13 protein-coding genes and 4 tRNA genes are annotated in these 15,529 nt (G+C 59.6%); 3 read left to right on the plus strand and 14 right to left on the minus strand.

The annotated features are described in order from the left end of the window. Positions 1-2: 2 nt before the first annotated feature. The gene (locus tag V6F91_RS00245; RefSeq protein ID WP_332761469.1) at positions 3-914 is read right to left on the minus strand and encodes a siderophore-interacting protein; all 912 of its coding nucleotides are present in this window, start codon (positions 912-914) and stop codon (positions 3-5) included. Positions 915-1,000: 86 nt separating this feature from the next. Next, positions 1,001-1,366 (minus strand): SPOR domain-containing protein, encoded by a 366-nt coding sequence (locus V6F91_RS00250; RefSeq protein WP_332761471.1) that lies wholly within the window; start codon positions 1,364-1,366, stop codon positions 1,001-1,003. 249 nt (positions 1,367-1,615) lie between these two features. Here V6F91_RS00250 and csrA point away from each other — a divergent pair, with 249 nt between their 5' ends. Then, positions 1,616-1,810: a carbon storage regulator CsrA gene (gene csrA / locus V6F91_RS00255; RefSeq protein WP_003179932.1), complete on the plus strand. Its 195-nt coding sequence runs from the start codon at positions 1,616-1,618 to the stop codon at positions 1,808-1,810. Between the two features lie 666 nt (positions 1,811-2,476). Next, positions 2,477-3,007 carry a GAF domain-containing protein gene (locus V6F91_RS00260; protein WP_332762830.1) on the plus strand — a complete coding sequence of 177 codons (531 nt, stop codon included), beginning with the start codon at positions 2,477-2,479 and terminating at the stop codon, positions 3,005-3,007. A 126-nt stretch (positions 3,008-3,133) separates the two neighbouring features. Here V6F91_RS00260 and V6F91_RS00265 read toward each other — a convergent pair. After that, positions 3,134-3,210: transfer RNA gene (locus tag V6F91_RS00265), tRNA-Val, on the minus strand. Positions 3,211-3,394: 184 nt separating this feature from the next. Between V6F91_RS00265 and V6F91_RS00270 the strand changes: the two genes are divergently transcribed. After that, entirely contained in the window at positions 3,395-4,678 is a 1,284-nt protein-coding gene (locus V6F91_RS00270) for an FAD-binding oxidoreductase (RefSeq protein WP_332761473.1), read from the plus strand. A gap of 44 nt (positions 4,679-4,722) precedes the next feature. Here the strand turns inward: V6F91_RS00270 and V6F91_RS00275 are convergent, their stop codons facing one another. From V6F91_RS00275 to V6F91_RS00325, 11 genes are all read right to left on the minus strand, one after another. Beyond that, positions 4,723-5,694, minus strand: coding sequence for an XdhC family protein (locus V6F91_RS00275; RefSeq protein WP_332761474.1), 972 nt, complete (start codon positions 5,692-5,694; stop codon positions 4,723-4,725). 1 nt (position 5,695) lies between these two features. Next, complete coding sequence (locus V6F91_RS00280; protein ID WP_332761475.1) at positions 5,696-6,931, minus strand: cytochrome c; 1,236 nt, start codon at positions 6,929-6,931, stop codon at positions 5,696-5,698. Positions 6,932-6,933: 2 nt separating this feature from the next. Continuing rightward, positions 6,934-7,473: a (2Fe-2S)-binding protein gene (locus tag V6F91_RS00285; protein WP_332761476.1), complete on the minus strand. Its 540-nt coding sequence runs from the start codon at positions 7,471-7,473 to the stop codon at positions 6,934-6,936. After that, complete coding sequence (locus V6F91_RS00290) at positions 7,466-10,297, minus strand: xanthine dehydrogenase family protein molybdopterin-binding subunit (RefSeq protein WP_332761478.1); 2,832 nt, start codon at positions 10,295-10,297, stop codon at positions 7,466-7,468. The genes V6F91_RS00285 and V6F91_RS00290 overlap by 8 nt, the downstream gene beginning before the upstream one ends. Before the next feature lie 491 nt (positions 10,298-10,788). Continuing rightward, positions 10,789-10,865: transfer RNA gene (locus V6F91_RS00295), tRNA-Asp, on the minus strand. A 93-nt stretch (positions 10,866-10,958) separates the two neighbouring features. Continuing rightward, positions 10,959-11,035, minus strand: a tRNA-Asp gene (locus V6F91_RS00300). Between the two features lie 55 nt (positions 11,036-11,090). Further along, a tRNA-Val gene (locus V6F91_RS00305) sits at positions 11,091-11,166 on the minus strand. A 190-nt stretch (positions 11,167-11,356) separates the two neighbouring features. Next, entirely contained in the window at positions 11,357-12,133 is a 777-nt protein-coding gene (locus V6F91_RS00310) for an SDR family oxidoreductase (protein WP_332761480.1), read from the minus strand. Beyond that, complete coding sequence (locus V6F91_RS00315; protein ID WP_332761481.1) at positions 12,130-13,341, minus strand: O-succinylhomoserine sulfhydrylase; 1,212 nt, start codon at positions 13,339-13,341, stop codon at positions 12,130-12,132. Before V6F91_RS00315 ends, V6F91_RS00310 begins: the two co-directional genes overlap by 4 nt. A gap of 69 nt (positions 13,342-13,410) precedes the next feature. After that, positions 13,411-14,916 (minus strand): amidophosphoribosyltransferase, encoded by a 1,506-nt coding sequence (purF, locus tag V6F91_RS00320; protein ID WP_090282656.1) that lies wholly within the window; start codon positions 14,914-14,916, stop codon positions 13,411-13,413. A gap of 41 nt (positions 14,917-14,957) precedes the next feature. Continuing rightward, positions 14,958-15,518, minus strand: a complete 561-nt coding sequence (locus V6F91_RS00325; protein ID WP_332761484.1) for a CvpA family protein — start codon at positions 15,516-15,518, stop codon at positions 14,958-14,960. Positions 15,519-15,529 lie beyond the last annotated feature (11 nt).

A 15,529-nucleotide genomic window follows, 5' to 3' on the forward strand; every position in this document is an offset into this window, starting at 1 on the left:
GGCTAGTTGGCCGCCTTGTTTTGCCGCCAATACCCCATCAGATTGAGCGATTCGCGCGGTAGGCCGCAGTCCTTGATCAGGTATCTGCGCAAGCTCATCACCGCCGCAGACTCTCCGGCAATCCAGCCATAAAATCCATCCGGGGCGGTATCGGCGATCTCCCAGAGAATGTCTTTTTCGATATCAACATCAGCCAGTTCAGGTAATTGAGCAACCGAGGCCGCATGGATTGGCAGAGCAGCCGCCCGCACGGCTTGCACCATCAAGGTTCCTGCGACCGACTCGCTCGCCTGATCGCGAACCAGCCACTGCACCGACAACCCCGGCCAATCAGGAACGGCAAGCATGTCCTGCAGGCTGTCCACTTCGAAAAACGCCTTGACTTGCGGCGGCGCCGAAGACATCGCCAACTGCTCCAGTATGCCCATCGCGGCCGGCAGCGCTGTCGCATCGGCAACCAGCAGCACTTGCTTGAGGGTTTGCGGCGGCTTCCACTCAAAACCGCCCGCCTCCTTCGCCGAGAATTGCCGGTCAGGTGCAAGGATCTGCATCGCATCGCCTGGCTGCGAATGCAGTGCCCAGCGCGATGCCGGTCCGGTCTCGCCATGCAGCACAAAATCGATATCGACTTCGCCCTGCCCGGCGCGCAAGTTGCGAATGGTATAGGTGCGCATCGCCGGGCGTCGATCCGCCAGCATCGCGCGAAACCGAGCGTACCAGCCGTCCTCCTGCGCGAGCTTCGCGTGCGAACCATTGGCCGCCGGGAAAAACAGTTTCACTCGCTGATCCGGGGCCCACGTAGCCATCTCGGCCACCGATGGGCCCGACAATGTGATGCGCATCAGGTGCGGACTCAACCGGGTCTTGCGATGCAGGGTTGTATCAAACAGCTTGTACGGGTTGGCGGAGGCCATGGGAACTCCTTCTGGAAATCATCAGCGACTGGACAAGGAACGAGTCGCGCCTGACAACCTTTAGGAGGCTCCGCCGAACGGATCGTTTATGGCGCGAGCGGATGCTCGATCAGCACCGATTCGATGTTCTGTTTTTTCGCCTTTACCAGCGCCGCGTCCACCTGCACCTTCCGGGCTTCAGCTTCTTCCCTGGAGTTGAACGGGCCAATCAGAATCCGCGTTTTACCGCTGCTGTCCTTGATGACCGTCGGCACGAAAGCATGCTCGATCAACCAGCCACTCAGATCACTGACCGCCTGCGGCGTTTCTCCACGCACCTCGAGATCCCACTGCGGAGCAGCGGCGACTGCCGGCGCTGCAACGGCAGTTTTCGGTGTCGGCAGATCACCTTGCTTGCCCTCTCCACAGCCCGCCAGTACAAGTGCTGCGATTACCCAGACCAATTTGCGCACAACGCTTTCCTCGAAAATGCCAAAGCCACGATCTTATCATTCATAAATCTTCGCGAGCCCCGCAAAATGGGCACAAAACAACGAGATTGATGCTTGCAGCCTCTGTATAGTTACGCCCTGGGAATTAATGCCGCGTCTGCGCGTCAGAAAGAGGCACCCAAACCGTGAGACTTCGCACTAATCTATACGTACCACCGACCTCTGCACTGTCTGAATCAGGTGCCCTACAAAGCAATCAAGGAGAAGACCATGCTGATACTCACCCGCAAAGTCGGTGAAAGCATAAACATTGGCGACGACATCACTATCACGATTCTGGGCGTTAGCGGCCAACAGGTCCGCATTGGCATCAACGCACCGAAAAACGTGGCCGTGCACCGTGAAGAGATTTACCAGCGCATCCAGGCTGGCCTGACCGCTCCGGACAAGCCCCAAACGCCTTGAGTCGCATCGCAGTCAGTAGCCAGTCCGTTTACCTTGTGGAATGACTGGCTAGAGCTTTACGCGCCGTTTTGCCATCCGCTTCCCACATCGCTGGGCACGGCGCCTGACACGCAAGCCCCGCCTTCACTTCATCACGCCAATCCTCCCGTTGCCCGCCAGATACTACCTGCCATCTCAAAGACTGGCTGTCGGACGTTTCCGATAGAGCGCAGCGAATTCGCACCGCTAAACAAATGTCACGTCATGGGCCAAAGCTATCCGTTCAGAGAATCGTGACACGCGTAACGCCCTTGTCGAACCGAATCGTCACGAAAGAAAAAGCCAAATCGCAGGCAAAAAAAATCCCAAGCAGCTGATGGAAGCTTGGGATTTAAAAATGCATAAACCGTGGTGGTGAACGCGGGGCGGATGTTACTCAATCCCATCTGCCGTCACAACAATTTTCTGATAACCGGCTGGTTCAATACGACCGTAACCCCTTCAATATCCACATTATTTTAGTGGATGCTGGACTAACGTACCTGAAAGCGAACGGTCGATGCAGGAAATGGTCCTGTGACAAAGGCACGCGAGGAAGGCTACGCTAACGACGCTGGCAAGAACCTTGGAAGAGACGATGTCAGGGACAGGCCGGGCAACGTAGAAGAAATCCGGAGATTTGAACGCATGGAAATGAGTGAGACTGTTCTCAAAGCATCCCTGAGTGCAGAAGAACGCTCGGCGATTGCCGAAATCGAAGCAACAACCAATATCTTGCAGCTCGTAACGCGCTTGACCGGAACACGCTTTGCCGGGATCGCAAAATTTACCGAGACCGAATGGATAGTTTGCTCGGCGTACGATCCGATTGAGCTAGGTATCAACGTCGGCGATACCCTGGATCTGGAGACCACGCTTTGCAGCGAGTTCCGGCGCGACCCCAAGGTGCTTTTCCTGCCGAGAATCAGTGAAGACGGTCGGCTGTGCTCACGTCCAGTCGTCAAGCAATTTGCGATCGAGAGCTATGCCGGCGCACCTGTGTTTCTGCCGGACGGAAGATTGTGGGGGGCTTTGTGCGCGCTGGATTCTCGAGCAGTGCTGTTCGATAACCCGGACCTCGCCGAAACACTGACGCTGTTCGCAAGGCTCATAGGCTGCATATTCTTTACAAATCTGGCAGGGGAAGAAAACGCACGTAGCAATCCGCAGCGTGCCTGACCGTACACGCTTGAAAGCCCTTTCAGCTACGCTGGCCACCAAGCGAATTTGGCAAATCGCAGACAACAAAAAAGGGCCCACCTTTCGGTGAGCCCTTCCAGACCGCCCAGCAGAGCGGATTTTGTTTGGTAGGCGCGATTGGACTCGAACCAACGACCCCCACCATGTCAAGGTGGTGCTCTAACCAACTGAGCTACGTGCCTGCTGTGAGGCGGCATTCTACGGAATTCCGAAGGGGTGTCAACACCTTTTTTTCACCTAACCCTATGAATATGCAAAATATTTAATTTGCCCTTGGCGACGCGGTTTTTTCCGGTGGCTGGCGGAGGTTTTTCAACTCAGGTAGGATCAGCTCACTCGTAAAATATATTAAACAGAGGCGGCAGGATGGCGAACACCCCTTACCCAGAGTCTTATTACGCTGCGTCGGCCAACGCCGCGCCGTCACGTCCGGCGCTGCAGGATGATGTGGAGACGGATGTCTGTGTGATCGGCGCCGGGTACACCGGGCTGTCCTCGGCGCTGTTTCTGCTGGAGAGCGGTTTTCGCGTGACCATGCTCGAAGCGGCCAGGGTCGGCTTCGGCGCCTCGGGGCGCAATGGCGGGCAGATCGTCAACAGTTACAGCCGGGACATTGACGTCATCGAACGCAGCGTCGGCCCGAAGCAAGCGCAATTGCTTGGGGAGATGGCCTTCGAAGGCGGGCGGATCATTCGCGAGCGCGTCGCCAAATACACTATTCAATGTGATTTGAAGGACGGTGGCGTGTTCGCCGCGCTCACGCCCAAACAGATGGGCCATCTGGAATCGCAGAAGCGCCTCTGGGAGCGTTTCGGCCACACTCAGCTTGAGCTGCTCGATCAGCGTCGTATTCGCGAAGTCGTCGGCTGTGAGCAATATGTGGGGGGCATGCTCGACATGAGCGGCGGTCATATCCATCCGTTGAACCTGGCTCTTGGCGAAGCTGCGGCGGTTGAATCCCTTGGCGGCACCATTTATGAACAATCACCGGCGGTGCGTATTGAACGCGGTGCCAATCCGGCTGTGCATACGCCGCAGGGCAAGGTCAGGGCAAAATTCATCATCGTCGCGGGCAACGCCTACCTCGGCAATCTGGTGCCGGAGCTGGCGGCCAAATCGATGCCGTGCGGCACTCAGGTCATCGCCACCGAGCCGTTGGGCGATGAGTTGGCCAAGGCGCTGCTGCCGCAGGACTATTGTGTTGAAGACTGCAACTACCTGCTCGACTACTATCGCCTGACGAGCGACAAGCGCCTGATCTTCGGCGGCGGTGTGGTGTATGGCGCGCGGGACCCGGCCAATATCGAGGCGATTATCCGCCCGAAAATGCTCAAGGCTTTTCCGCAGCTAAAGGATGTGAAGATTGACTACGCCTGGACCGGAAACTTCCTGCTGACGCTGTCGCGTTTGCCGCAGGTTGGTCGTCTCGGCGACAACATCTATTACTCGCAAGGTTGCAGCGGCCATGGCGTCACGTATACGCACCTGGCGGGCAAGGTGTTAGCCGAAGCGTTGCGCGGTCAGGCCGAGCGCTTCGATGCGTTCGCCGATCTGCCGCACTACCCGTTCCCCGGCGGGCAGCTGCTGCGCACACCGTTCGCCGCACTCGGCGCGTGGTATTACGGACTGCGCGACAAATTCGGAATGTAAAAAAGGGGCCGCTGAACAGCGGCCCCTTTTTCATGAAACGTGACTCAGAGCTGGTCCCGAGGAATCCCGCTACGGATCCGCACGATATCGGCCAGCACCGCCAAGGCGATTTCTGCCGGCGTCTTGCTGCCGAGATTGAGACCGATAGGCGCATGAATCCGCGCCAGCTCGCCCTCCCCCAGCCCGCCTATCCGACGCAAACGCTCGAAGCGCTTTTGCGAAGTCTGCAGCGAACCCATCACGCCGATGTAGAACGCTTCGGTGCGCACTGCTTCCATCATCGCCAGATCGTCGATGCGTGGATCGTGCGTCAGCGCCACCACCGCAGTGTCGCGATGACAGCCGCCGTCAGCGATGAACACCGACGGCAACTGCCGGCGAATTTCCACGCCATCCAGCCTGACGCCTTCGAGCACTTCATCGCGCGGGTCGCAGAGAATCACCTGGAAGCCGAGGCCTACGGCGAACTCGGCGCATGCCTGCGCGACACTGGAATACCCGGCGAGCAGCAAGCGCTGCGCCGCGCCGAAACGAATGCGTACCCGATCAAGCTCGCGTTCGATTCGCGCGCCCTGCTCGCGGTCAGCGAACAGACCACGCGCACCATCGGCCAGATCGACCTCACGAATCAAACGACGCTGCCCCAGCAGCGCCGACTCCAGTTCGCGCAGATGCGCCTGCACCTCGCAGTCGGCGTCGAGTTTTTCCACCAGCACATCAAGAATGCCGCCACAGGGCAGACTGACCCGCGAGCGCGGATCATCCCCCTCGCCGTAACGCACAACGTTGACGGCATCGTGAAACGCACCCTCGGCGACGCGCTGGAGAAAATCCTCCTCGACGCAACCACCGGACAGCGAGCCGATCCACTGCCCGCCGTCGTTCACCGCCAGCAGCGAACCCGGCGCGCGCGGTGCCGAGCCGTAGGTGGCCAACACCGTGCACAGCCAGATGCGCTGCCCGGCCAGTGACCACTCCAACGCCCGGCGCACCACTTGCAGATCGAGATGCTGCATGTCAGTGCGCCTTGTGCTCGATCGACGGTGCGTCCGCTTGCAGCTTTTGTACCTCGCTCACCGCCAGCTCTGTCGATTGCCCGCCCCAGCCTTGACGCAGGTAGTTGAGCAGATCGGTCAGTTGCTCAGGACTGAGCTTGTCGGCGAAACCCGGCATGGGTTGCATGCGCTCGAACCCGGAAAACTTCTGTTCGCCGATGCCATCCTCGATCACCCGCAGCAGGTTGCGCGGATCTTCGAGACGCAACGTGGTATTGCCGCGCATGGCCACCGCGATGTGCGGCTTGCCTTCGCCACCCGCCGCATGACAACCGGCGCAGACGTTCAGGTATTCCTGACGACCGCGCTGGGCACTGGCACCGAGCTGCTCGACCGGCACCTCAACCAGCGCCTTGGCTGCGGGCGGTTGCTCGCCCAACAGGAAAGTCGCCATGGCTGCCAGATCCGCATCCTTGAGGCCTTGAGTGCTGTTGTGAAACACCGGGAACATCTCGTTGAACATCGTGCCCTGCGCACTCATGCCATGTTTAAGAAACGTCGCCAGATCCTGCTGATTCCAGCCGCGCGCAGCCAGATCGGTGGCGAGCAGGCTCGGCGCCAGGTAGCCGTTGAGGATGCCGCCAGTCAAGCGCTTGTCCAGCTGCATTGCGCCCGGCAGGCCGCGCGGGGTGTGGCATTCGCCGCAGTGACCGAGCACTTCGACCATGTACTGGCCGCGCTTCCACGGTTCGCTTTTGCCTTCGGCCGAGTCCAGCTTCAAGTCTTTCCCGTAAAGCATGTTCCAGCCCATCAGACCCGGGCGCACGTTAAACGGAAAACTCAGGCTGGTGACTGGCGCGGCACGCTCGATCGGCTCGATGGTTTTCAGATAGGCATGGATCGCGTCAGAGTCTGCGCGAGGCATCAGGTGATACGAGGTGTACGGCATCGCCGGATACAGGTTCGCCCCGTCGCGCCGCTTGCCTGCGGTCAGCGCCGCGAAGAACTCGTCATCGTTATACAAACCGATACCGTACTTTTTGCTCGGAGTGATGTTGGTGCCGTAGATCGTGCCGAACGGCGAGACGATCGGCAGTCCTCCAGCAAACGGCGCGCCACCCGCTGCGGTATGGCAGGCCATGCAGTCAGCCGCGCGGGCGAGGTATTCGCCGCGTTTGACTTGCTCATCGGCGTGGGCGAACAGCACTGGCGCGGCAAGGCCGACCGCCAGCGTCAGGCGGGTCAGTAAACGCTTCATGTTTAACCCTCCTTGACCAGGCCGAGATCGGTCAGCACGTTGCGGGTGGCGTTGTAATAACGCACGTACCCGGTGCAACGGCAGATGTGATGGCCGAGGCTGTCCTCGATGACCTGCTCCAGCTGGCTTTTGACGATTGGCTGACGCTGCAGCTTTTCCACCAATACCGTCGCGGCGTTGACGAAGCCCGGCGCGCAGTAGCTGCACTGGAAGGCAAACTCATCGACGAAACGTTGCTGGATCGGATTCAGCTCAGTAACCTGCCCATGCTCGTCACGCTTGGCGTGGGATTCGATGGTGCGGACCTTTTTGCCCTCGAAGTAATGCGCGCCGGTGATGCAGGTGCGCACTTCTTCGCTGGTGCCGTCCGGGTTGTCGACGATCACCACGCAGGCGTGGCAGATGCCCTGGCCACAGCCCAGACGTGAACCGGTGAGGTTCTTGTATTCGTGCAGATAGTCGATCATCGGCAGGTCATCAGGGATGTCCACCGGGCCGACGGATTGACCGTTGAGGGTCAGTTGAAGCGGACGGTTAGCCATTGAGGGCCTCCTTGATGCGCGCAGCAGTGATAGGCAGATCGCGAACACGTTTACCGATGGCGTGGGCCACGGCATTACCGATGGCACCGACAATCGGGATCATCACCACTTCGGCGATGCCTTTGGACGGATCGCTCGGTGACAGCGGCGGCAGAATTTCCGCGGTCTGCTTCCACACTGCAACGTGACGGGCCATCGGCAAGCGATAGCGGTTGAAGTTCCAGTCACCCTCCCCCGGCCCGCCTTCGTAAAGCGGCATCTCTTCCATCAAGGCGTGTCCGATGCCCATGGCGATACCGCCCTCGAGCTGGCCCTTGACCAGTTCTTCGACCAGCACACGACCACACTCGATCCACGAGTGGTGGTTGAGCACTTCAACTTCTGCAGAGCCCTTGTTGACCTTCAGCTCGACCAGCGTGGCGACCGGGCTGTAATAAGTCACTGCGGCGTTATTCAGTTGCACCACCGGATAGTGGATGTTCTGACGATCAAGCAAATGGAAACCGGCGCTGTTCATCTGCGCTTTTTTCGCTTGCGGCGCGCCATCACCGTACTTCACCGCCAGACCATCGAGCGGCAAGCGCTCGCGTACGCCGTCGATGCTGTATTCAGCCTCGGCCCAGCTCCAGCGGTTGAAACCGTGCACGGTGGCAGCGGTGACCAGACCGCGTTCGTGAGCACGCTTGGCCAGTTCTTCAAAGCTCAACGGCTGCATGCCGTTGGCGGTCAGTTTGCCGTCAACCCAATGCGCATCTTCGCGACGCACCACGTAAGGGTTGGCCTGGCCGCCATACGGGCCCTGACGCCAGATCTCCAGCGCGGCCGGCCACAATCCATGATTGAACAGCACGCGCGCTGCTTCACGGGTGGCGTGGCTGAAGTAGTAAGCCGAGTTGGTTGCCGACGATGCCGAAGCCAGCTTGCCGACCCAACGCGGGTTGCGCAGCAGGTTGTCCTGCTCGGCCTGACTCATGATGTAAGGGTTGCCGCTGGTGATCAGCTGCATTTCCTTCCATTCGGTTTCGCCAGTCTTCACTTCATGGGCCGGGCTGCCGAGGAAATCGGCGACAACCAGTGCTTGCGAGGTGGACATGCCGGTGCCGATTTCGATACCGATGTGGCGCAGACTGATGCGCCCGTCAGCGCTGAATTCGATGCTGGCCATCGGCGCCTCGGAGCCGGTACCGAAGTCTTTCTGGCAAATGGCGAAACCAACGCCATACCAGTTGTCCGGGTCTGCCGCTTCGCGCTGCTGCTTGATCGCGTCGCGGTTTTTCCAGACCTCGTGCACTGCGGCCTTGTCGAGGATTTCGTGCAGACGCAGCGCACCGGCTGGAATCGCGCCCTGAGTGTTTTTCATGCCCGAACGCAGGGCGTTCTTGCGGCGCAGATCGATCGCGTCGACACCGAGGCGATCGGCGATTTCATCGACCATCATTTCGGTCGACGCCATGCTCTGCAGCGTGCCGTAACCGCGCATCGAACCCGCTTCCACCGCACGCGAGTGGTACGCGGTGACCTGCAGATCGTTTTGCGGCATGTAGTAGATCGACTGCGCCGCTGTCGCACCGACCGCCGCCACTGACGGGCTGTAGTTGACCCGACCGCCACCGTCGACGCTCATTTCAGCGCGGAAAATCTTGAAGGTGTAATCGTTCTTGTCCATGGCCAACTGGTAGCGGATGTCGAACGGGTGACGCTTGATGCCGCTCTGGAACTGCTCGTAGCGATCGTTGGCCAGACGCACCGGCACCCCGGCGCCATACAGCGCAGCGAGGGCTGCGTAGTAGACGAAAATGTTGTGATCCTTGGAGCCGTAGCCGACGGTGTAACCCGGGTGCATGTTCAGGTTGGCGAGGCCAAAACGCGACGGCGCGATCATTTTCGCGGTCTCGGTCGCCACTTCCAGCGGGCACTGGGTGGCCACGACGAAGTGCAGGGTCTTGGTCTGCGGATCGTACCAGCCGTTGCCGTTGTCAGGCTCCAGCGCGGCCGGCTCGATCGATGGCGTCTTGTAGCGCTCGTCGAACACCAGCCAGTTGTCCGGCGGCGTATCGATCTCTTTCTTCATGCGATCGGCGTAGAACAGGCCGCGCTCGGTCAGGTTGCCGTGCAGGTTCGGCTGGGAATTCCACACCGGGCGACGGTTTTTCAGCATTGGGAACAGGATCGAGTCCTTGAGGCTGGCAAACTCGTCTTCATCCGCCGAGGTCGGCCCGCCGACACGTACATAGCGGAAGCTGCCGTAGGGATCGCCTTCGTAAAACGGCACTTTGTCGCCGTAACGAATCGCTTTGTCATTGAATTTGAGCTGATTCTTGGCCTGGCGGAAACGCTCGAAATCGTTCCAGATCAGGATGGCTACCGGGTGGCCGATGAACATCGGCACCTTGCCTTCCGGCAACAACGGATCGGGCGCGTGCTCTTCGGGGAAGACGATGCCGTCCTTGTCCAGGTCAGCGGCGGTGACGATACGGTCCGGCTGCAACTCGGTGCCGAGCCAGGACAGGTCGAAGCCGCTGTAGATTCGGTCAGCCTTGATGGTTTTCAGCAACATGGCATGGCCTTGTTGTTCAGGCCAGCCCGGCATGTCTTTGGAACGAATATCGCGTGCAAATACTTTGCTGCCGCAGACCTTGGACAAGGCATCGTTACGCTGACGCGCCTTGCCATTGTTGCCGAGCCACTGCTCGGACGGCACGGTGACGCTGTTTTCCATCAAGGCAGCCAGCGCCTGACTGCTGAGCGGCGTGAGCGTGACGCTCACACCCGCCACCAGCCCGCCCTGGAGGAACGAGCGCCGGGATATTTCACGGTTGGACATGGATCATCCTCTGGGCGGTTATATATCCGCCCTTGTGGTTATCTACTGGGGATCTCGAGTCTTGCAGAAGCTCTTTCTGGCGAAGCAAAGAGCTGTGTTGACAGTGCAAAGCTGACCGAAAGGTTAACTTTAAAGGTTTCCGAGGCCGCAGCAAACAACCAGACACAAAAAAGTTGACTAAATAATCAAAAAATCAATGCGGCGTGGTACCGCACCCGATGTCACAGACCCTGTGGGAGCGAGCCTGCTCGCGAAAGCGTAGTGTCAGTCAGTGCATTTTTTTTTGCTGATACACCGCATTCGCGAGCAGGCTCGCTCCCACATAGGGATTTATGCTGGATTCAGAATCAGGAGGAAGGAGCAGAGAGGAAAAACCAAATTTCAGACACAAAAAACCCCGGTCTTTCGACCAGGGTCTTTGCTATCGATTCCGAATCAACTGTTGGTTGACTTCGGTGCTTCAAGGCGTTCAGTGGGCCCTGGAGCAGATATGGCGCAGCGGACGGGACTCGAACCCGCGACCCCCGGCGTGACAGGCCGGTATTCTAACCGACTGAACTACCGCTGCGTATCGCTTTGAGCTTGCGCTCAAGTAACTCGTTTTGACTGCAGGCTTCGGTGCCTGACAATCGCGAACCAGACTGATCTGACTCGTTAAATATGGCGCAGCGGACGGGACTCGAACCCGCGACCCCCGGCGTGACAGGCCGGTATTCTAACCGACTGAACTACCGCTGCGCGTCGGTGCAGGCACTTTCAACCTACGTTCTTGCTTGCGCAAGTTTCTCGAGAGTGGTGGGTGATGACGGGATCGAACCGCCGACATTCTGCTTGTAAGGCAGACGCTCTCCCAGCTGAGCTAATCACCCGTTTGCATCTCCGAGGCCGCGAAATTTACGCAGGTAGCGAACCTAAGTCAATAGCAGGATTGAAGTTTTTTTCAAAAACAGATTTTAGCTGCAAGCTGCAAGCTGCAAGCTGCAAGAAAAAGCATGAACACCCAAATCAGGGACATCACCGCCCTTCTTCAACTTGAAGCTTGAAGCTTGAAGCTGATGCTCACTGCTCGTAAATCATTTTCTTGGTCATGCCGCCATCGACAACGAATTCCTGCCCGGTGACAAACCCGGCATTCCTCGAGAGCAGCCACGCCACCATCGCCGCGACGTCTTCGACCGTGCCTACCCTGCCCGCCGGATGCTGGGCATGATCGGCATCCGCCAAGGGTTCGGCGCGCCGCGCAGACGGGTCGCGAGCATCAATCCAGCCGGGGCTGACGGCGTTGACGCGAATTTCTGGCCCGAGGCTGATCGCCAATGCGTGAGTCAGGGCCAGCAGCCCGCCTTTGCTCGCCGCGTACGCCTCGGTATCCGGCTCGGACTGGCGGGCACGGGTCGAGGCCAGATTGACGATCGAACCGTTGTGCGCGCGCAGGTACGGCGCACAGTGCTTGGCCAGCAGCATCGGCCCGCTGAGGTTCACCGCCAGCACACGATTCCAGTACGCCAGATCGAGGCTTTCCAGAGTGATGTTGTGCGGATCAGCCACAGCGGCGTTGCAAACCAGCGCATCGAGCCGGCCAAACTGCCCCAGCACCTCAGCCACACCCAAGGCGACCTGACTTTCATCGGCAACATCCATGGCGATGAACCAGGCATTCTCACCCAGCACCTTCGCCACTTTCGAGCCCCGCGCGCGATCCAGATCGGTCAGCACCACTTGCCAGCCTTCGCTGATCAGCCAGGCCGAGATCCCCAGACCGATGCCCCGCGCGGCCCCCGTGACCAGCGCAACGCGGCCATGGGTGCCTGCGCTCGGCGTAGACAACTCAATCACAACGCAGCCAGACCGCGCGCCAGATCGGCCTGCAGGTCGGCCACATCTTCCAGACCGACCGCTATGCGGATCAGGCTGTCACGAATCCCTGCCGCTTCGCGCTCCTGCGGCGCCAGACGGCCGTGGGAGGTGGTGCTCGGATGGGTAATGGTGGTCTTGCTGTCGCCCAGGTTGGCAGTGATCGAAATCAGCCGAGTGGCGTCGATAAAGCGCCAGGCGCCCTCCTTGCCCCCCTTGACCTCAAAACTCACCACTGCACCGAAGGCTTTCTGCTGACGCTGCGCCAGTTCGTGCTGCGGATGGCTCTTCAAACCGGCGTAATGGACCTTCTCAATGCCTTCCTGCTGCTCCAGCCATTCGGCAAGCTCCTGCGCGTTGGCGCAATGCGCCTTCATGCGCAGGTTGAGGGTTTCCAGACCCTTGAGGAAAATCCACGCATTGAACGGGCTCAGCGTCGGCCCGGCGGTACGCAGGAAGCCGACCACTTCTTTCATCTGCTCGCTGCGACCAGCGACCACACCACCCATGCAACGACCCTGGCCGTCGATGAATTTTGTCGCCGAGTGCACAACAATATCGGCGCCCATTTTCAGCGGTTGTTGCAACGCCGGGGTGCAGAAGCAGTTGTCGACCACCAGCATCGCGCCTTTGACATGAGCGATCTCCGCCAGCGCGGCGATATCGACCAGCTCGGCCAGCGGATTGGATGGCGACTCGACAAACAGTAGTTTGGTGTTGGACTTGATCGCCGCATCCCACGCCGACAGATCGGCGAGCGGCACATAATCGACTTCCACGCCGAAGCGCTTGAAGTACTTCTCGAACAGGCTGATGGTCGAACCGAATACGCTGCGTGAAACCAGTACGTGATCGCCAGCGCTGCACAGGCTCATTACCACCGCCATGATTGCGGCCATGCCAGTGGCGGTTGCAACGGCCTGTTCGGCACCTTCCAGCGCAGCGATGCGCTCTTCGAATGCGCGCACGGTCGGGTTGGTGTAGCGCGAGTAGACGTTGCCCGGCACTTCACCGGCAAACCGCGCGGCCGCATCGGCAGCGGTACGGAACACGTAGCTGGAGGTGAAGAACATCGGATCGCCGTGCTCGCCTTCCGGCGTACGGTGCTGACCGGCGCGTACGGCCAGAGTATCGAACGCTACGCCTTCGAGGTCGCTGTCCAGCCGACCGGCATCCCATTCCTGACTCATGCTGTCACTCCTTGCCCTGTTCTCGATTGATATCAGATACGAAACCGGCCCCTCAGGGCCGGTAGAAACTCAGTTGTTGTACAGATCGATGATCGCACTGACCGCCTGGGTCTTGACCTTCGAGGCATCGTTGCGTGCCTGCTCGATCTTGTTCAGGTAGGCCTCGTCGACGTCGCCGGTGACGTACTTGCCGTCAAACACCGCACAATCGAACTGCTCGATCTTGATCTTGCCGCCACCGACCGCTTCGATCAAGTCCGGCAGATCCTGATAGATCAGCCAGTCAGCGCCGATCAGATCCGCCACGTCCTGAGTCGAACGATTATGGGCGATCAATTCGTGCGCGCTCGGCATGTCGATGCCGTAGACGTTCGGGAAGCGTACCGCCGGCGCCGCCGAGCAGAAGTAGACGTTTTTCGCGCCGGCTTCGCGGGCCATCTGGATGATCTGCTTGCAGGTGGTGCCGCGCACGATCGAGTCGTCGACCAGCATCACGTTCTTGCCGCGGAATTCCAGTTCGATGGCGTTGAGCTTCTGGCGCACCGACTTTTTGCGTGCCGCCTGGCCCGGCATGATGAAGGTCCGGCCGATGTAGCGGTTCTTGACGAAACCTTCGCGGAATTTCACGCCCAGGTGGTTGGCCAGCTCCAGTGCCGCGGTGCGACTGGTGTCCGGAATCGGGATGACCACGTCGATATCGTGCTCTGGACGCTCGCGCTGGATCTTCTCGGCGAGCTTCTCACCCATGCGCAGACGCGCCTTGTAGACCGACACGCCATCAATGATCGAATCCGGACGCGCCAGATAGACGTGCTCGAAGATGCACGGGGTCAGCGACGGGTTTGTCGCGCACTGACGGGTGTGCAGCTTGCCGTCTTCGGTGATGTACACCGCTTCGCCCGGCGCGAGGTCGCGGATCAGGGTGAAACCGAGCACGTCCAGCGAAACGCTTTCCGAGGCGATCATGTACTCGACGCCTTCGTCGGTGTGACGCTGACCGAAGACGATCGGACGGATGCCGTGCGGATCGCGGAAACCGACGATGCCGTAACCGGTAACCATCGCCACAACGGCGTAACCACCGACGCAACGGTTGTGCACGTCAGTCACGGCGGCAAACACGTCTTCTTCGGTCGGTTGCAGCTTGCCACGCTGGGCCAGCTCGTGGGCGAACACGTTGAGCAGCACTTCCGAGTCGGAACTGGTGTTGACGTGACGCAGATCGGATTCGTAGATTTCCTTGGCCAACTGCTCGACGTTGGTCAGGTTGCCGTTGTGCGCCAACGTGATGCCGTAAGGCGAGTTGACGTAGAACGGCTGGGCTTCGGCCGAAGTCGAGCTGCCCGCCGTCGGGTAACGGACGTGGCCGATACCCATGTGGCCGACCAGACGCTGCATGTGACGCTGCTGGAACACGTCACGCACCAGGCCATTGTCCTTGCGCAGGAACAACCGGCCATCATGGCTGGTCACGATACCGGCAGCGTCCTGGCCGCGGTGCTGGAGCACGGTTAGCGCGTCATACAGCGCCTGATTGACGTTCGACTTACCGACGATACCGACGATGCCACACATGCGACGCAACCCCTACTTAATGGATCTGAACTGAACAACACTCACTGAGGCGTTTTCGCCGTCGGCAAGAGTTGCTCCTTGAACGGAATATCAGCGGGTACGCTGATTCCGCTGGCAAGCCACTGACTGCTCCACCCGAGAATCAGGTTTTTGGACCAGTCGGCGACCAATAGAAACTTGGGTACGAGCTGTGATTCTTTCCACCACCCGTCCTGCTGTACCGGCCCCAGGCTCAACAGCCCGACCGCCACGACCACCAGCAACACGCCACGCGCTGCGCCGAAGGCCATGCCGAGGAATCGATCGGTCCCGGACAACCCGGTGACGCGAACCAACTCGCCGATAAGATAATTGATCATTGCGCCCACGATCAGCGTGGCGACAAACATGATGGCACAGCCCGCGATCACGCGAGCCGATGGGGTTTCGATGTATCCGGCGAGGTACTCGGACAATGAGCCACCGAACATCCAGGCGACGGCTCCTGCGATGATCCAGCTCACCAGCGATAATGCTTCCTTGACGAAGCCGCGGCTCAGACTGATCAAAGCGGAGATGGCGATGATTGCAACGATCGCCCAGTCAACCCAGGTAAATGGCACAGTGCAGCCTA

This window comes from Pseudomonas koreensis, assembly GCF_036668835.1.
In the GTDB taxonomy this organism is placed as follows: Bacteria; Pseudomonadota; Gammaproteobacteria; order Pseudomonadales; family Pseudomonadaceae; genus Aquipseudomonas; species Aquipseudomonas koreensis_I.